Source organism: Sphingomonas sp. (genome assembly GCF_019635455.1).
Taxonomy (GTDB): Bacteria; Pseudomonadota; Alphaproteobacteria; order Sphingomonadales; family Sphingomonadaceae; genus Sphingomonas.
This window is the reverse complement of the sequence record NZ_JAHBZJ010000005.1, coordinates 151,017-167,720: the sequence shown is the minus strand read 5'-3', so window position 1 is coordinate 167,720 and position 16,704 is coordinate 151,017. Positions and strand designations below refer to the sequence as shown.

Annotated in this window: 17 protein-coding genes; 4 read left to right on the top strand and 13 right to left on the bottom strand. The window is 65.4% G+C overall.

What is annotated here, in order from left to right; all coding sequences use genetic code 11:
• Positions 1–17: 17 nt before the first annotated feature.
• From KF783_RS08675 to KF783_RS08660, 4 genes are read left to right on the top strand one after another with little or no spacing between them, the layout of a single operon-like run.
• Positions 18–617, top strand: coding sequence for a DUF4136 domain-containing protein (locus KF783_RS08675; protein ID WP_294078278.1), 600 nt, complete (start codon positions 18–20; stop codon positions 615–617).
• Positions 614–1,732, top strand: a complete 1,119-nt coding sequence (locus KF783_RS08670) for a M14-type cytosolic carboxypeptidase (RefSeq protein WP_294078277.1) — start codon at positions 614–616, stop codon at positions 1,730–1,732. The genes KF783_RS08675 and KF783_RS08670 overlap by 4 nt, the downstream gene beginning before the upstream one ends.
• A 1-nt stretch (position 1,733) precedes the next feature.
• A complete protein-coding gene (locus tag KF783_RS08665) occupies positions 1,734–2,483 on the top strand; it encodes a hypothetical protein (protein WP_294078275.1) in 750 nt (249 codons plus the stop codon).
• Positions 2,480–2,953, top strand: coding sequence for a GNAT family N-acetyltransferase (locus KF783_RS08660; protein WP_294078273.1), 474 nt, complete (start codon positions 2,480–2,482; stop codon positions 2,951–2,953). Before KF783_RS08665 ends, KF783_RS08660 begins: the two co-directional genes overlap by 4 nt.
• Here KF783_RS08660 and KF783_RS08655 read toward each other — a convergent pair.
• From KF783_RS08655 to nuoG, 13 genes are all read right to left on the bottom strand, one after another.
• Positions 2,941–3,201 (bottom strand): DUF1467 family protein, encoded by a 261-nt coding sequence (locus KF783_RS08655; protein ID WP_294078272.1) that lies wholly within the window; start codon positions 3,199–3,201, stop codon positions 2,941–2,943. The two genes, KF783_RS08660 and KF783_RS08655, sit on opposite strands and share 13 nt — an antisense overlap.
• Positions 3,202–3,203: 2 nt before the next feature.
• Positions 3,204–4,838, bottom strand: a complete 1,635-nt coding sequence (locus KF783_RS08650) for a ribonuclease J (protein WP_294078270.1) — start codon at positions 4,836–4,838, stop codon at positions 3,204–3,206.
• A gap of 159 nt (positions 4,839–4,997) precedes the next feature.
• Positions 4,998–5,783 carry a type III pantothenate kinase gene (locus tag KF783_RS08645; RefSeq protein ID WP_294078269.1) on the bottom strand — a complete coding sequence of 262 codons (786 nt, stop codon included), beginning with the start codon at positions 5,781–5,783 and terminating at the stop codon, positions 4,998–5,000.
• Between the two features lie 14 nt (positions 5,784–5,797).
• On the bottom strand, positions 5,798–6,535 hold the full coding sequence (locus tag KF783_RS08640; protein ID WP_294078267.1) for a biotin--[acetyl-CoA-carboxylase] ligase: 738 nt from the start codon (positions 6,533–6,535) through the stop codon (positions 5,798–5,800).
• Positions 6,502–7,947, bottom strand: a complete 1,446-nt coding sequence (nuoN, locus tag KF783_RS08635; protein ID WP_294078266.1) for an NADH-quinone oxidoreductase subunit NuoN — start codon at positions 7,945–7,947, stop codon at positions 6,502–6,504. The genes KF783_RS08640 and nuoN overlap by 34 nt, the downstream gene beginning before the upstream one ends.
• A complete protein-coding gene (locus KF783_RS08630) occupies positions 7,947–9,482 on the bottom strand; it encodes an NADH-quinone oxidoreductase subunit M (RefSeq protein WP_294078264.1) in 1,536 nt (511 codons plus the stop codon). Before KF783_RS08630 ends, nuoN begins: the two co-directional genes overlap by 1 nt.
• Positions 9,479–11,566: an NADH-quinone oxidoreductase subunit L gene (nuoL, locus tag KF783_RS08625; protein ID WP_294078263.1), complete on the bottom strand. Its 2,088-nt coding sequence runs from the start codon at positions 11,564–11,566 to the stop codon at positions 9,479–9,481. The genes KF783_RS08630 and nuoL overlap by 4 nt, the downstream gene beginning before the upstream one ends.
• Positions 11,566–11,871: an NADH-quinone oxidoreductase subunit NuoK gene (gene nuoK / locus KF783_RS08620; RefSeq protein ID WP_294078262.1), complete on the bottom strand. Its 306-nt coding sequence runs from the start codon at positions 11,869–11,871 to the stop codon at positions 11,566–11,568. The genes nuoL and nuoK overlap by 1 nt, the downstream gene beginning before the upstream one ends.
• Positions 11,872–12,028: 157 nt before the next feature.
• Complete coding sequence (locus tag KF783_RS08615; protein WP_294078261.1) at positions 12,029–12,655, bottom strand: NADH-quinone oxidoreductase subunit J; 627 nt, start codon at positions 12,653–12,655, stop codon at positions 12,029–12,031.
• Between the two features lie 30 nt (positions 12,656–12,685).
• Positions 12,686–13,171: an NADH-quinone oxidoreductase subunit NuoI gene (gene nuoI, locus KF783_RS08610; protein ID WP_294078259.1), complete on the bottom strand. Its 486-nt coding sequence runs from the start codon at positions 13,169–13,171 to the stop codon at positions 12,686–12,688.
• Complete coding sequence (locus KF783_RS08605) at positions 13,168–13,596, bottom strand: hypothetical protein (RefSeq protein ID WP_294078257.1); 429 nt, start codon at positions 13,594–13,596, stop codon at positions 13,168–13,170. The genes nuoI and KF783_RS08605 overlap by 4 nt, the downstream gene beginning before the upstream one ends.
• Positions 13,593–14,645 carry an NADH-quinone oxidoreductase subunit NuoH gene (nuoH, locus tag KF783_RS08600; RefSeq protein ID WP_294078256.1) on the bottom strand — a complete coding sequence of 351 codons (1,053 nt, stop codon included), beginning with the start codon at positions 14,643–14,645 and terminating at the stop codon, positions 13,593–13,595. Before nuoH ends, KF783_RS08605 begins: the two co-directional genes overlap by 4 nt.
• Positions 14,646–14,697: 52 nt before the next feature.
• The gene (nuoG, locus tag KF783_RS08595; RefSeq protein WP_294078254.1) at positions 14,698–16,704 is read right to left on the bottom strand and encodes an NADH-quinone oxidoreductase subunit NuoG; all 2,007 of its coding nucleotides are present in this window, start codon (positions 16,702–16,704) and stop codon (positions 14,698–14,700) included.

The window sequence follows — 16,704 nt, the reverse complement described above, 5'->3', positions numbered from 1 at the left end:
GGCAGGAGGATGAAGCGATGAAGACCCCCGCCCTGATCGCCATCGCCGCAGTTGCGGCACTCACCAGCGCCTGCACGACGATGGGCGGCGGGCGCGCCGCGCCCGTCGATGCCACGCGCTATCACCTCTCTCAACCGATCCCGGCCGGTACGATCGCGATCGAGGGCGTACCGGGTGAAGCGATGGGGCCGGAATATCAGCTATATGCCGATGCCGTGGCGTCGGAGCTTGCCCGAATGAACTTCACCCCCGCCCCGGCCGGGCAAAAGACGGACTATCTCGCGACCGTCGCCTTCCGCCGGACGGAAAAGGGGCAGATCCGCACCCGCCCGCCGCTCACGATCGGGCTGGGCGGGGGCAGCTATGGCGGCGGCGTCGGCCTGGGCGGCGGCGCGAGCGTCGGCATCGGCAGCAAGACCCGCACCGTCTATGGCACCGAACTTGCCGTTCAGATGCGCCGGCGCGGCGACAACACGGTCATCTGGGAAGGGCGGGCGGTAACCGAGGCGATCGGCGGACAGGCGGGCGCCCAGCCCGACCCGACCGCCAGCCGGCTCGCCATGGCGCTGTTCAAGGGGTTTCCGGGCCAGTCCGGCATCACTATCACGGTGAAATGAGCATTCACATCAACGCCGCCTTCGACAGCGGCAATATCCGTCCGGTCCGGATCGACGGCGATTCCGTCGATCTGGAAATCGTCCCCGATCACCAGTCCGATTTCTACCAGTGGTTCCACTTTCGCGTCGCCGGCGCGCGCGGCCGCACGATCACCTTCCGCATCGTCAATGCCGGCAACGCCGCCTATGCGTTCGGCTGGCCCGGCTATCGCGCGCGCGTCAGCGTCGATCGTGAGGCATGGCGGCTGACCGACGGGGACTATGACGATGGCGTATTCAGCTTTACCCATCACTTTGCCTCCGACGTCGCCTGGTTCGCCTATTTCGCCCCCTATTCGCAGGAGCGGCACCAGCGTTTGATCGCGCGCATGGCGGCGCGCCCGGGGGTGTCGCATCGCGAACTCGGCGTCACGCTCGATGGTCGCGCGATGGACCTGCTGACGATGGGCAGCGGACCGAAGCAGGTGTGGATCTATGCGCGTCAGCACCCGGGCGAATCGATGGCCGAATGGTGGGCCGAGGGTGCGCTGGAGAAGCTGACCGACCCGGCGGACGCCACGGCGCGCACGCTGCGCGACAAGGCGACCGTCCATGTCGTGCCGAACATGAACCCGGACGGCAGCTTCCGTGGCCATCTGCGCACCAATGCGGCGGGGGTGAACCTCAACCGCGAATGGCATGCGCCGACGATGGAGAAGAGCCCGGAAGTGTTTCTGGTCCGCGCCGCGATGGACGAAACCGGCGTCGATTTCGCGATGGACGTCCATGGCGACGAAGCGATTCCGGCGAATTTCCTCGCCGGGTTTGAGGGGATTCCGGGCTGGACCGACGAACTGGGCGCGAAATACTACGCCTATGGGCGGCGCCTCGCCGCCGCGACGCCGCTGTTCCAGCTCGAACAGGGATATGAGAAGTCGAAGCCGGGCCAGGCCAATCTGTCGATGTCCACCAACCAGCTTGCGGAGCGGTTCGGCGCGGTGTCGATGACGCTGGAAATGCCGTTCAAGGACCATGATCCCAGTCCCGACACCGAATTCGGCTGGTCGCCCGAGCGGTGCAAGCAACTCGCCCATGCGTGTCTCGACACGCTCGCGGACATGATCGACGAGATCTGAGATGCTTGCCGCGCTGTTCGCGCTGATGCAGGCGGTAACCGCGCCGATATTCGGCCAGCCGTTCGCGATGGCCGATGGCACCCGGCGTGAAGCGCGGTTCAGCACCTATGGCGAGGGTTTGCTCGACCCGAAACCCGATCTTGTGCGGCGGGCGGACTATGACGCGGCCCCGTCTTCGCTCCAGTCGGGCGCATTTCCCGCGCCCGCCCGCGGCGATGAGGAACCGGTGGAACTGCGTGTCCGACTTGCGATCGACAGGGCGGGTACGCCCGGCGCATGCGCGGTCATCCGTGCGAGTGGCAACGCCGCGTTCGACGCGCATGTCTGCCCCCATCTGATGCGGCACCTGCGCCATAGCCCCGCGCTCGACTGGCGGGGCGAGCGCGTGGGCGACACGCTGACGCGCGTCGTCCGCTATCGCTTTGCGGTGGTCGAGGACGCGCCGAAAAAATGGACGGGCGCCCCGGTGCCGGTGCTCGCGCGCGCCGAGCCACGGCCGCAACGGCCGATCGACGCCGCCGCGATCGGGTTGAACGAACCCGACGTCCCGGCGCAGATCACCGGCGTGAGCGGCGGCCTGGCCATCGATTCCGCCGGCCGGGTCACCGCCTGCACCCTGATGGGCGCGACGCGGATCGACCTGATCGACCTGCGCATCTGCCAACGCCTGCGCACCATTGCGTTCACCCCTCTTGTCGATCGGTCCGGCCGTGCCGTTGCCGGGCGATACGGGTTCAGCGTAAAGCGATGATCATCCGCGACGGCGGCCTTGACGATCCGCAGGTGATCGCGCGGCTCGACCAGCATGCGCGCGCCATGCGCGCCAATTCGCCGCCCGGCTCCTGCCATTTCCTCGATCTCTCGGGGCTGAAGACACCCGACATCACCTTCCTGTCCGCCTGGGACGGTGGCACGCTGCTCGGCGTCGGCGCGCTCAAGCAGCTCGATCCGCGAACCGGCGAGATCAAGTCGATGCGCACCGCCGACGCGGCCCGGGGCCGGGGCGTCGGCGCGGCGATACTCGCCCGGATCGTCGAGATCGCGGCACGGCGCGGCTATACTGCGCTCAAACTGGAAACCGGCACCGGTGCGGCCTTTGACGCGGCGCATCGCCTGTACGCGCGGCACGGCTTCATCCCCTGCCCTGCCTTTGGTGGTTACGAGGCGACGGCGTTCAACCGCTTCCTCGAACGCCGAACCGCCTCCGATCAACCCCAATAATCGAGCATTTCCGGGGTCACCCAGCCGAATATATAATTGAGATAGAACAGCGCGAACAGCGCGGCGGAGACGATCGTCGTGCGTAACGCGATCCGGCCTGCCGGAAAATGCTGCGGCGCGCTTTCCGCCTGGCCGGGGACCAGTTCCTCGCCCGCCTCCACGCTCGTCCGCGCCGAAAAGGGCAGCACCAGGAACAGCGCGAGAAACCAGAAGAGGAAATAGATCGCGAAAATGCTGTACCAGTTCATCGTCAGACCTCGATCAACATCACATCGACGATCGGCTTCTTGCCGGTCCATTTGACCGCGACGCGCCGCGTGGCAAGGCGGATCGCCTCACGCATCTTTTCACGATCGCCCCCTTCGCGGGCGGCCTTTGCGGCGGCGGCGGCGGCCTCCTCCAGAAACGGCTCCCGCTCCTCCTCGACCGGGACGCCCTGGATGCGCACCTGCGGGTCTCCCGCCAATCGTCCCCGCGCGTCCAGCGCGACCGCAACCGACATCTGGCCATACAGACCCAGCTTGCGGCGCTCGTTGATCGTCGATCCATCCGCCGGCAGAATCACGTCGCCATCCAGGACAAGCCGGCCGGCCGGGGCGAAACCGATCTTTTCCGGCCCGTTCGGGGCCAGGCGAACGATATCGCCGTTCACCTGAACCACTGCCCGGGGGATGCCTTCGCCCAGGCCGAACCGCGCCTGTTCGGCCATATGCCGCATCTCGCCATGCACCGGCACCAGCATCTCCGGCCGGATCCATCCATACATGGCGGCCAGTTCCGGCCGTCCGGGATGGCCCGAAACGTGGACGAACGCCTGCCGGTCGGTGATCATCTCGACCCCCTTGGTGGCCAGCGCATTCATGATGCGGCCGATCGCCATTTCGTTGCCGGGAATCTGCTTTGACGAAAACACGACGGTATCGCCGGCGTCCAGCTTCAGCGGGTGCGTTCCCTCGGCAATGCGCGACAGCGCCGCGCGCGGTTCGCCCTGCCCGCCCGTGGCGACGATCATCACCTTGTCGCGCGGCAGCGTCATGGCGGTATCGAAATCGACCGTTTCGGGGAAATGACGCAGATAGCCCGTGGCCCTGGCGACGCGCAGGATACGGTCCAGCGAGCGACCGGCGACGCACATCGCGCGTCCGGTATCCCGGGCAACCTCGCCCAGCGTCTGGAGCCGCGCGGCATTGGATGCGAAGGTGGTGACAAGCACCCTGCCCTTCGCCGCGCCGATCACCGCGTCCAGCCCCTCGCGCACCGCCGATTCCGAACCCGACGCCTGCGCGTTGAAGACATTGGTCGAATCGCAGACCAGCGCGAGCACGCCTGCATCGCCGATCGCGGTCAGCTCTTCAGCGGTGGAGGGCGCACCGAGCAGCGGCGCCTCGTCCAGCTTCCAGTCACCGGTATGGAAAATGCGGCCATGGGGCGTGTCGATCAGAACCGCATTGCCCTCTGGAATCGAATGCGCCAGCGGCAGGTAGCGCATGCGAAACGGCCCGAGGGCGAACGTCTCGTCATCCCTGACCACATTCAACTCGACCTGGTCCTCGATCCCCTCCTCCTCCAGCTTTCCGCGGATGAGGCCGGCGGTGAACGGCGTCGCATAGAGCGGCACGCCCAGATCGCCGGCGAGATAGGGCAACGCGCCGATATGATCCTCATGCCCATGCGTCAGCACGATGCCGAGAAGGTCGTCCAGCCGCTCCTCGATGAACTGGAGATCGGGCAGCATCAGATCGATGCCCGGATAGTCCGGATTGCCGAAGATCACACCGCAATCGACCATCAGCCATTTGCCCTGACAGCCATAGAGATTGACGTTCATGCCGATCTCGCCCGAACCGCCAAGGGCGAGAAATAGAAGTTCGTTACCGGGGGTCATCTGGTCTTTCATATTCCGCTGTCATCGTCACCCCGGACAGCTTCCAGGGTCCACAGCGCGGCAGGCGCTATGCAAAGACGCTCGATCCGAAACGCGTAAGGACAAGTGTCCCCCGGCACAAGGGCGGGTTCCGGGGGGCGGGTTCCGGGGGGCGGGCGCTCACGCCCCGCGCTGTTCCCACAGCATCGCCAGCCCCTGGATCGTCAGGTCCGGCTCGATCGTGTCGAACACGCCGGTGTGTTTTTCGAACAGCGTCGCCAGCCCGCCGGTCGCGATCACCTTGACCGGCCGACCGATTTCCGCCTTCATCCGCGCGACCAGCCCTTCGATCATCGCGATATATCCCCAATAGATGCCGATGTGCATCTGATCGACGGTGTTGCGGCCGATGACCGACAGATTGCCCTTCGGCGCCTCGATCGCGATGCGCGGCAGCTTGGCCGCGGCGGTGACCAGCGCATCGAGCGACAGGTTGATGCCCGGGGCGATGATCCCGCCCTTGTACGCGCCGGTATAGTCGGCGACGTCGAAGGTGGCGGCGGTTCCGAAGTCGATGATGATCAGATCGCCGGGGTGATTGGCGTGCGCGGCGATGATGTTCAGCGCGCGATCGGCGCCGACGCTGCCGGGCTCTTCCACATCCAGCGCGACGGGCCAGCCATCGCGACCGGCTACCAGCGGATCGACGCCGAAATATTTCTGCGACAGCACCTCCAGATTGTGAAGCGCGCGCGGCACGACAGTGCCGATGATCACGCCGCTGACGGCATCGCGCTCATAGCCCTCCAGCGCGAGCAGCTGGCTGAGCCACACCGCATATTCGTCGGCGGTGCGCCGGGGATCGGTCGCAATCCGCCATCGTGCCTTCACCTCGCGCCGGCCGGCACCGGTTTCGACGAGTGCGAAGACGACATTGGTATTGCCGGCGTCGATGGCGAGCAGCATGCGATTGCCTCTGGCTAGATCAGGAAGACGTCGGCCGCGTGAATGACACGGCGCGCGCCATTGGCCAAGCGCAGGTTGAGCGCTCCGCCGGGGTCGAGGCCGTCGAACAGGCCGTCGATCCGCTCGCCATCGGGCATACGGACGGACAACGCGGTGCCGACCGGGTGCGCGCGTTCCAGCCAGCGCCGGCGGACCGGTTCGAGTCCCTCGCCGCGCCAGCGCGCAAGCCAGCGGGCAAAGCCATCGGCCAGAACGTCAAGGAACATGCCCGGCGCGACATCGACACCCCGGGCGCGCAGGCTCGTCGCCGGCCGGTCGGGCAGATCTGGCGCATGCGCCAGATTGACCCCGATGCCGATCACCACCACGTCGCCCATCCGTTCGAGCAGCACCCCAGACAGCTTCGCGCGGTCGATCAACAGGTCGTTGGGCCATTTGATCGTCGCACCGGCGGGGAGAAAGGTGGCGACCGTCGCCTCCAGCGCGACCACCGTGACCAGCGCCAGCGTCGCGGCGACAGGATCCGCCGGGCGCAGCCGGACGAGCGTGCTGGCGTACAGATTGCCTGGCGGCGATTGCCATGCCCGCCCCTGTCGCCCTTTGCCCGCAGTCTGGCGATCGGCACGCAGCCAGCTTCCCTCGACCGCGCCCGTCGCCGCGAGCGCCAGCATGTCGGCATTGGTGGAGCCGGTTTCTCCGACCGCGCGGATCAGGTCGATCAGAACAGCGCCCGCGCCGCCGCCATCGACCATGCGCCCAGCACCGGGATCAGCAGATAGCCGAGCGGGGAGACGAACAGGGCGGCGGCGGCGATCAGGCCACCCTCCAGCGCGTTGCCGTCGCGACCGAATTCAGGGGCTGGATCGTCGAAATACATCGTCTTCACGACCTTGAGATAGTAAAAGGCGCCGATCACCGACGCCGCGATGCCGATCGCCGCGAGCGGGAACAGACCGGCCTTCACCGCCGCGTCGAACACCGCGAATTTCGCCCAGAAACCGAACAGCGGCGGGATCCCCGCAAGGCTGAACATAAAGATCGCCAGCGCCGCCGCCAGCGCGGGGCGCGTACGCGAAAGGCCCGACAGGCTGACGATCGTTTCGACCGGCTGCCCCGCTTCGTCGCGCATCTGGAGCACGACGAGGAAGCTGCCCAGCGTCATGACGATGTAGATCGTCATATAGGTCAGCACGCCGGCCACGCCCTCCGCCGTGCCGGCGGCAAGGCCGATCAGCGCAAAGCCGACATTGTTGATCGACGAATAGGCCAGCAGCCGTTTGATATTCGTCTGCCCGATCGCCGCGACGGCACCCAGTATGATCGATGCGAGCGAGGCGAAGATCACGATCTGCCGCCAGTCGCTGGTGACCGGTCCCATCGCCTCGATCGCGACGCGCACCGCCAGCGCCACCGCCGCCACCTTCGGCGCGCTGGCGAAGAAGGTCGTGACCGGCGTCGGCGCGCCTTCGTACACGTCGGGGGTCCACATGTGGAACGGCACCGCCGACATCTTGAAGGCCAGGCCCGCAAACACGAAGACCAGGCCGAACAACAGGCCGGTCCCGCGCCCTGCCGCATAGGCGGCGGCGATATCGGTGAAGACGGTGGTGCCGCTGAACCCGTAAACCAGGCTGATGCCATAGAGCAGGATGCCGGAGGCGAGCGAACCGAGGATGAAGTATTTCAGCCCCGCCTCGGCCGAACGCACGTCGCGCCGCATGAAGCTGGCGAGAACATAGGCGGCGAGGCTCTGAAGCTCGAGGCCGACATACAGCGTCAGCAGATCGTTCGCCGATACCATCATCCCCATGCCCGCCGCGGCGAACAGGATCAGGATCGGATATTCGGGGCGCAGATCCTCGCCGCTGGTCCGCGCGAAGAAACGCGGGGCGACCACGATCGATACAGCTGCTGAAAAGAAGATCAGCACCTTGGCAAAGGCGGCGAACAGATCGGCGCGATACAGGCCGTCGAACGCGGTGCCGCCCGCCGAAGCCGGGCCGATCAGCGCCACGCCGGCGCCGGCGAGCACCGCGACCGCCACCCAGCTGACCGCGCGCGAAACCGCCTGGCCACCCCAGGCGGCGACCATCAGCAGCGCCAGCCCGCCCAGCGACAGGACGATTTCGGGCAGGACCATCGAAAGTTGTGCGGCGTAACTCATCAGTGGGCCGCTCCATGCTCGGCATGCCGGGGTTCGGCCTTTGCGGCCATTGGGGTGGCGGGGGCCGGCCGGCTGTCACCGGCGGGCCGGGCGCGCTCGATCCGCGCAAGCAACGTCGCGACATCGCCGCGCATCGGCGCCAGGAAACTCTCGGGATACACGCCCATCCACAGCACCACCGCCGCGATCGGGGCGAGCAGCGCGATCTCGCGCTTGCTGAGGTCCGGCATCGCCCTGACATCGTCCTTGACCAGATCGCCAAACACCACGCGGCGATACAGGTACAGCATGTAAGCCGCGCCCAGGATGATGCCGGTGGTGGCGATCAGCGTGGTCCAGGTCGATACCTGATAGCTGCCCATCAGCGCCAGGAATTCGCCGACGAAGTTGCTCGTCCCCGGCAGGCCGACCGAGGCCATGGTGAAGAGCATGAACAGCACGGCGTATTTCGGCATGTTCACCGCCAGGCCGCCATAACGGTCGATCTCGCGGGTATGCAGCCGATCGTAGATCACGCCCACGCACAGGAACAACGCGCCGGATACCAGGCCGTGGCCCAGCATCACCATCATCGCACCCTCGATCCCCTGCCGGTTGAAGGTGAACAGGCCGATCGTCACGATCGCCATGTGCGCGACCGACGAATAGGCGATCAGCTTCTTCATGTCGTTCTGCACCAGCGCGATCAGGCTGGTGACGACCACCGCCACGCAGGACAGGCCAAAGACGAGCCAGATCAGCTGCGCCGACGCTTCGGGAAACATCGGCAGCGAGAAGCGCAGAAAGCCATAGCCGCCCAGTTTCAGCAGCACGCCGGCCAGGATGACCGAACCCGCCGTCGGCGCCTGAACGTGCGCATCGGGAAGCCAGGTATGAACCGGCCACATCGGCATCTTCACCGCGAACGAAGCGAAGAAGGCGAGCCACAGCCATGTCTGGACGTGCGCCGGGAAATCATGCGTCATCAGTTCGGGGATCGACGTCGTACCGGCGGTGCTCGCCATGTACATCATCGCGATCAGCATCAGCACCGACCCGAGCAGCGTGTACAGGAAGAATTTATAGCTGGCGTAGATGCGGTTCGCGCCGCCCCAGATGCCGATGATCAGGAACATCGGGATCAGGCCGGCCTCGAAGAAGACGTAGAACAGGAACAGGTCCTGTGCCGCGAAGGTGCCGATCATCAACACTTCGGTGATCAGGAACGCGGCCATATATTCCTGGACGCGCGTCGTGATCGCCTGCCAGCTCGCGCCGATACAGATCGGCATCAGGAACACGCTGAGCAGGATCAGCAGCAGCGCAAAGCCGTCAATGCCCAGCGCCCAGGCGAAGCGACCGAAGATCGGGGTATATTCGACAAATTGCCATTGCGGCCCGCCGATCTCGAAATTCGCCCACAGCACGCCGCCCAGCACCAGATCGACCAGCGTCGCACCCAGCGCGATCCAGCGGGCGGTGTTCGCGTTCACGAACAGGCAGGCCAGCGCCGCGGCGAGCGGGACGACCAGCATGATGGAGAGAATGCCGCTCATCGCGTGATCACCCAGGTAACGGCTGCGGTCAGGCCGATCAGCATGACGAACGCATAGCTATAGACATATCCGGACTGGAATCTCGCGGCGACCACGCTGCCCAGCCGCACCACGGCGGCCGACCCATTGGGGCCGAACCGGTCGATCGTCCCCTCGTCGCCCTTCTTCCAGAAGACGCGGCCCAGCCAGAAGGCGGGGCGGACGAACAGCGCGTTGTACAGCTCGTCGAAATACCACTTGTTCAGCAGGAATTTGTACAGCAGCCCGAACGTGCCGGTGAAGGCGGCGGGGATGCCCGGCTTCCAGATATAGGCGGTCCATGCGCTGAACAGGCCGAGCAGCATCACGACGCTCGCCGCCAGCTTCACCCAAATCGGCACCTCATGCATCGCATGCGCGAGATGTTCGTTGAACGCGACCGCGCCCTTCCAGAAGATTTCGCCGCTGTCCGGCTGAACGAAGAATTTGTTGAACGCGAAGCCCGCGAACACCGCGCCCAGGCTCAGCACCAGCAGCGGGATCATCATCGGCAACGGGCTTTCGTGCGGATGATATCCGCCGGTGCCGTCGCCATGGGCGGCATGGTCGATTTCGTGCGCGCCGGGCGCGTGCGGATCGGGCGCATGGCCCGCATCCTCGGCCGCCGGGTCCTCATGGTGCCGGCCATGGTCGTGCGCGTCGTGGAGCGCGTGCTGGATATGCTCCGACTGCGTCCAGCGCGGCTTGCCCCAGAAGGTCAGGAACATCAGCCGCCAGCTGTAGAAACTGGTCAGCAGCGCGGCGACCACGCCGACCCAAAAGGCGCCCTGCCCGCCACCGCCGGCGGCCCACGCCGCCTCCAGGATCGCGTCCTTCGAATGGAAGCCCGCGAACCCGGCGTGCAGCCAGTAGATGCCGACCCCGGTGATCGCCAGCGTCCCCGCCATCATCGTCCAGAAGGTGACCGGGATATGTTTCCTTAAGCCCCCATAATAGCGCATGTCCTGCTCGTGATGCATCGCGTGGATCACGCTGCCCGCGCCCAGGAACAGCAGCGCCTTGAAGAAGGCGTGGGTGAACAGGTGGAACATGGCGGCGCCGTACATGCCGACGCCGGCCGCAAAGAACATGTAGCCGAGCTGCGAGCAGGTCGAATAGGCGATCACGCGCTTGATATCGGTCTGGGTCGTGCCGACCGTCGCCGCGAACAGGCATGTCGCCGCACCGATGAAGGTGACGAAGCCCAGTGCGATCGGCGCCTGTTCGAACAGCGGCGACAGGCGGCACACCATGAACACGCCCGCCGTCACCATCGTCGCGGCGTGGATCAGCGCCGACACCGGGGTCGGCCCCTCCATCGCGTCGGGCAACCAGGTGTGCAGGCCCAGCTGCGCGGATTTGCCCATCGCACCGATGAACAGCAGCAGGCACAGCACGGTCAGCGTATCGACGCGGTGACCCAGAAATCCGATCGTGCTGCCCTTCATCCCCGGCGCGGCGGCCAGGATGTCGGGGATCGAGATCGTCTGAAACACCAGGAACACGCCGAAGATGCCGAGCATGAAGCCCAGATCGCCGACGCGGTTGACCACGAACGCCTTGATCGCGGCGGCGTTGGCGCTGGGCTTCTTGAACCAGAAACCGATCAGCAGATAGGATGCCAGGCCGACGCCTTCCCAGCCGAAAAACATCTGAAGCAGATTGTTCGCGGTCACCAGCATCAGCATGGCGAAGGTGAACAGCGACAAGTACGCGAAGAAGCGCGGCTGATCCGGGTCCTCCGCCATATACGACCAGCTGTAGAGGTGGACGAGGCTGGAGACGCTGGTCACCACGACCAGCATGACGGCGGTCAGCGCATCGACCCGCAGGCCCCAGCTGACGTCCAGATCGCCCGAACGCATCCAGGTGAAGACCTGTGCCACCTGCGGTTCGGCGGTGCCGTTCATATAGCTGATGAAGATCGGCCAGCTCAGCCCGGCGGCGATGAACAGCGCGCCGGTCGTCACCAGCTTTGGCAGCGTCGTCCCGAACGCACGGTTGCTGAACCCGGCCACCGCCGCGGCGAGCAGCGGCAGGAATACGATGAAATGGATCGCAGACATCAGCCCTTCATCCGATTGACGTCGTCGACCGAGATCGTGCCGCGGCCGCGGAAATAGATGACCAGAATGGCAAGGCCGATCGCCGCCTCACCCGCAGCGACGGTCAGCACGAACATCGCGAAAATCTGCCCGACCAGGTCGTGCAGCGCCGCGCTGAACGCGACGAGGTTGAGGTTCACGCTGAGCAGGATCAACTCGATCGCCATCAGGATGACGATCAGGTTCTTGCGGTTCAGGAAGATGCCGAGCACGCCCATGGTGAACAGGACCGCGCTGACGACGAGATAGTGGGTCAGGGAGATCATGCTCCAACCCCTTCCATTTCTTCGTCACCCCGGGCTTGTTCCGGGGTCCACCGCGCAACCCGGCCAAGCCTCAAGGGTTCCGCGATGACCTCACCAACGGCGCCCAGCGGCCCGGTGGATGCCGGAACAGGTCCGGCATGACGGATCTGCATGCGAATCACAGTTCCACCCCCTGTCCGACCGGCTGATCGACCTTGCGGATCGCATCCTCCGACCGGCGGCTGACCTGGCGCCAGACATTCTGTTTCATCACGCCCCCCCGCTGGCGGTGGGTCAGCACGATCGCGCCGACCATCGCGACCAGCAGGACAAAGCCCGCCGCCTCGAACACGTACAGATACCGCGAATAGAGCAGCATCCCCATCGCCTGGATGTTCGGCAGCTGGCCCAGCGCGGTGTCGGCATCGGTCGGCGCGACGCGCCCGGCCAGGTTCACCCCGCCCGCGCTCCACGCGGCCGTGCCGATCACGATCTCCGCCGCCAGTGCGATCGCGATCGCCAGCCCGAACATCGCATAGCGCACGAAGCCGGCGCGCAATTCGGCGAAATCAATGTCGAGCATCATCACCACGAACAGGAACAGCACCGCGACCGCGCCGACATAGACGATGACGAGCAGCATCGCGATGAACTCCGCCCCCGCCAGCACCATCAGGCCGGCGGCGTTGAAGAAGGCGAGGATCAGCCACAGCACCGAATGAACGGGATTGCGCGCGGTGATCGTCATCGCGGCGGACAGGATGACCACCGCGGCGAACAGGTAAAAGGCGATTGCTTGAATCACGGAATCGAATGCCCCTCTGGTGCCGCGCGCTTAACGATAGGGTGCGTCGGCGGCAAGGTTCGCGGCGATCGCGCGCTCCCACCGGTCGCCATTCGCGAGCAGCTTGTCCTTGTGGTAGATCAGCTCCTCACGCGTTTCGGTCGCGAACTCGAAATTCGGCCCCTCGACGATCGCATCCACCGGGCATGCCTCCTGGCACAGCCCGCAATAGATGCACTTGGTCATGTCGATGTCGTAACGCGTGGTGCGGCGGCTGCCGTCGTCACGCGGTTCGGCCTCGATCGTGATCGCCAGCGCCGGGCAGATCGCCTCGCACAGCTTGCACGCGATGCAGCGTTCCTCGCCATTGGGATAGCGGCGCAGCGCATGCTCGCCCCGAAAGCGCGGCGACAGCGGGTTCTTCTCATACGGATAGTTGATCGTCGCCTTGGGCTTGAAGAAATACTTCAGCGTGAGGGCATGCGCCTTCACGAACTCCCACAGCGTGAACGAACGGACGAGTTGGGCGACGCTCATGACTTTTTCTCTGCAGTACACCGCGCCGATCCCAGTTCGCGGGAGCGGTCGCTGCGAAAGGGACCGGGCGGCATCATGCGCAGCCAGCTTTTGGTGACGACGCCGCCCTCGACGTTCATGCCCAGCGAAAATCTGCCAGTCGGTCGATCGCTGGAAAGGGAGACGCGATAATCGACCGCATCTCCGCCCGACCTGCGCGTGATCAGCGCAGGCGCGACGGTGAAGCCACCCGACGGAAACAAATCCTCGCGCGACGATTTCAGCGTCGCGCTATCGGCCTTCGCCTTGATCGCCACGGTAAACGTCACGTTGTCGGGCGTGGTGACGCCGCACATCAGTCGCGCGGCAGGAAAAGCCCGGCCTGCCCCGGGAGAGACAGGCGGTTGCACGTCCTGCGCGGCCATTAGGAGCATGAGCGCGATCATACCGGCAGCCCCACCCGCTGAACCATCAGCCAGCCCGAAATCGCGAACACGAAGATCAGCGACAGCGGCAGGAAGATCTTCCAGCCCAGCCGCATCAGCTGGTCGTAGCGATAGCGCGGCACGGTCGCCTTCACCCAGCTGAACACGAAGAAGAAGAACAGGATCTTGGCGAACAGCCAGATGATGCCCGGCACCGCATACAGGATCGGAATGTCGAGCGGCGGCAGATACCCGCCCCAGAACAGCGTCGCGTTGAGCGTACACATCAGGATGACGTTGGCATATTCGCCCAGCCAGTAGAGCGCGAACGCCATCGACGAATATTCGGTCTGATACCCCGCGACCAGCTCGCTCTCCGCCTCGGTCAGGTCGAACGGCGCACGCTGCGTCTCGGCGAGCGAGGAGATCAGGAACACCACCGCCATCGGGAACAGCAGCGGGTTGAAGCCGAAACCGTTGAGCAGGCCGAGCACATGCCCCTGCTGCTTGTCGACGATCACCGACAGGTTGAAGCTGCCCGCCCACAGCACGACCGCGATCAGCACGAAGCCGATCGACACTTCGTAGCTCACCATCTGCGCCGCCGCGCGGATCGCCGAGTAGAAGGGATATTTGGAGTTGGATGACCAGCCGGCGAGGATGACGCCGTACACGCCAAGGCTCGACGCCGCGAGGATGTAGAGCAGCCCGACATTGATGTTCGAGAGCACCACCCCCGCCTGGAACGGCACCACCGCCCACACGATCAACGCGACGGTGAAGGTGATGATCGGCGCCAGCAGGAACAGCCCCTTGTTCGCGCTGGACGGGATGATCGTTTCCTGAAGCATGACCTTCAGACCATCGGCGAACGATTGCAGCAGCCCCAACGGCCCGACGACGTTCGGCCCGCGCCGCAACGCCATCGCCGCCCAGATCTTGCGGTCGGCATAGATGATCATCGCCACGGCGAGCATCAGCGGCAGGGCGATCAGCAGGATGCCGATGATCGTCGAGAGGAACCACGCCCACTCATACATCATGCCGAACGATTGGAAGAAGGCGGTCATTGGCAGCACCTATGTGCTCCTGCGAAGGCAGGAGTACCGGGATGGTTGACGGTCATTCCGCGGCCTCCGCGAAATCCTGGCCGTGGATCAGTTCGGCCGAGCACCGCTGCATCGTCGGCGACGCGCGGCAGATGGCGTTGGTCAGGTAGAAGTCGGCGATCGGGTAGCCCACCTCTCCCTGTCCCTTCGCGTCGAGCGACGGCGGATTCCAGTCAAAGCTGGCCAGCCCCTCTTCGGCGAGCGCCGGCACTTCGGCGAACATCGCGGCGCGCAGCTGGTCAAAGCTGTCAAATGGCAGCGTCTTGCCCAGCTTTTCGGACAGGGCGCGCAGGATCGTCCAGTCCTCGCGCGCGTCGCCGGGCGCGAACACCGCCTTGTCGCCGCGCTGCACGCGTCCTTCCAGGTTGACGTAGGTTCCGGCCTTTTCGGCATAGCTGGCGCCGGGCAGGATCACGTCCGCCGCATGCGCGCCCTTGTCGCCGTGATGGCCGATATAGACGTTGAAGCTATTGGAAAACTTCGTGAAATCCACCTCGTCCGCGCCAAGGAAGAAGGTGAGCTTTGGCCCCGCCGCGACGATGTCGGCGATGCCGCCCTTGCACGCGAAGCCCAGCATCAGGCCGCCCATCCGGCTCGCCGCCATGTGCATCACGTTGAAGCCGTTCCAGTTGTCACGCACCAGATTCAGCTTCTTGGCAAGCGCAAGGCTGGCGCCGTGGCCACCCTTCAGCGCCGCGCCGCCGACGATCACCATCGGCCGTGCCGCGTCCTTGAACGCCTCGGCCGCCGCCTTGGGCAGCTTGCCCAGCAGCGACAGATCGTTGCCCAGCCATTCGACCTTGTACGTCAGATCGACCTGCGGGCCGATCGCGAACACCTTTGCCCCGCGCTTGATCGCCTTGCGCACGCGGGTGTTCACCAGCGGCGCTTCCCAGCGCAAATTGGTGCCGACCAGCAGGATCGCGTCGGCCGTCTCGGCACCGGCGATGGTGGTGTTGAAATTCACCGCCGACAGGCTGGTAACGTCATAATCCATGCCGGTCTGACGGCCTTCGAGCAAGTCGGAGCCGAACGCCTCCACCAGCTTTCTGGCGGCGAAGATTGTCTCGCAATCGGTCAGGTCGCCATGGATCGCCGCGACCTTGCCGCCCGCGCCCCTGGCGGCAACCGCGATCGCCTCGAACGCCTCGTCCCAGCTTGCCTCGACCAGCTTGCCGTCGCGGCGGACATAGGGGCGATCCAGCCGCCGGTGCGACAGGCCATCGACATGATGGCGCGTCTTGTCGTGCGCCCATTCCTCGTTCACATCCTCGTTGATGCGCGGCAGCACGCGCAGCACGCCGCGTCCGCGGCTGTCGATCCGGATGTTGGTGCCGACCGCGTCCATCACGTCGATCGCCAGCGTCTTCTTCAGCTCCCACGGCCGCGCTTCGAACGCATAGGGCTTGGCCGTAAGCGCCCCGACCGGACACAGATCGACGACATTGCCCGACAGTTCGGACGTCACCGCCTGTTCCAGATAGCTGGTGATCTGCATATTCTCGCCGCGATAGATCGCGCCGATTTCCTCGACCCCGGCCACCTCTTCGGCGAAGCGGACGCAGCGGGTGCATTGGATGCAGCGGGTCATCACCGTCTTGACGATGGGACCCATATATTTCTCGGTCACCGCGCGCTTGTTCTCGGTATAGCGGCTGTGGCCGCGCCCGTACGCGATCGACTGGTCCTGAAGGTCGCACTCGCCACCCTGGTCACAGATCGGGCAGTCGAGCGGGTGGTTGATCAGCAGGAATTCCATCACGCCTTCGCGCGCGGCCTTCACCATCGCGCTGTCGGTGCGCACCTCCTGTCCGTCGCCGGCGGGCAGCGCACAGCTCGCCTGTGGCTTGGGCGGCCCGGGCTTCACCTCGACCAGGCACATCCGGCAATTGCCGGCGATCGACAGCCGTTCGTGATAGCAGAAGCGCGGGATTTCCTTGCCCGCGGCTTCGCACGCCTGGAGCACGGTGGCGCCGGCGGGAACTTCGACTTCGATACCGTCTACGGTCAGCTTGGGCAT

Coding starts and splice junctions, on each gene's coding strand:
- nuoL (WP_294078263.1), bottom strand. CDS start 11,566: ATGTCTGCGATCCATTTCATCGTATTCCTGCCGCTGCTCGCCGCGGCG.
- nuoK (WP_294078262.1), bottom strand. CDS start 11,871: ATGATCTCCCTGACCCACTATCTCGTCGTCAGCGCGGTCCTGTTCACC.
- KF783_RS08605 (WP_294078257.1), bottom strand. CDS start 13,596: ATGATCGCGCTCATGCTCCTAATGGCCGCGCAGGACGTGCAACCGCCT.
- KF783_RS08655 (WP_294078272.1), bottom strand. CDS start 3,201: ATGAACTGGTACAGCATTTTCGCGATCTATTTCCTCTTCTGGTTTCTC.
- KF783_RS08640 (WP_294078267.1), bottom strand. CDS start 6,535: ATGGTCGATGGCGGCGGCGCGGGCGCTGTTCTGATCGACCTGATCCGC.
- nuoN (WP_294078266.1), bottom strand. CDS start 7,947: ATGAGTTACGCCGCACAACTTTCGATGGTCCTGCCCGAAATCGTCCTG.
- nuoH (WP_294078256.1), bottom strand. CDS start 14,645: ATGACCGCCTTCTTCCAATCGTTCGGCATGATGTATGAGTGGGCGTGG.
- nuoI (WP_294078259.1), bottom strand. CDS start 13,171: ATGAGCGTCGCCCAACTCGTCCGTTCGTTCACGCTGTGGGAGTTCGTG.
- nuoG (WP_294078254.1), bottom strand. CDS start 16,704: ATGCCCAAGCTGACCGTAGACGGTATCGAAGTCGAAGTTCCCGCCGGC.
- KF783_RS08675 (WP_294078278.1), top strand. CDS start 18: ATGAAGACCCCCGCCCTGATCGCCATCGCCGCAGTTGCGGCACTCACC.
- KF783_RS08650 (WP_294078270.1), bottom strand. CDS start 4,838: ATGACCCCCGGTAACGAACTTCTATTTCTCGCCCTTGGCGGTTCGGGC.
- KF783_RS08630 (WP_294078264.1), bottom strand. CDS start 9,482: ATGAGCGGCATTCTCTCCATCATGCTGGTCGTCCCGCTCGCCGCGGCG.
- KF783_RS08665 (WP_294078275.1), top strand. CDS start 1,734: ATGCTTGCCGCGCTGTTCGCGCTGATGCAGGCGGTAACCGCGCCGATA.
- KF783_RS08670 (WP_294078277.1), top strand. CDS start 614: ATGAGCATTCACATCAACGCCGCCTTCGACAGCGGCAATATCCGTCCG.
- KF783_RS08645 (WP_294078269.1), bottom strand. CDS start 5,783: ATGCTGCTCGCCATCGACGCCGGCAATACCAATGTCGTCTTCGCACTC.
- KF783_RS08660 (WP_294078273.1), top strand. CDS start 2,480: ATGATCATCCGCGACGGCGGCCTTGACGATCCGCAGGTGATCGCGCGG.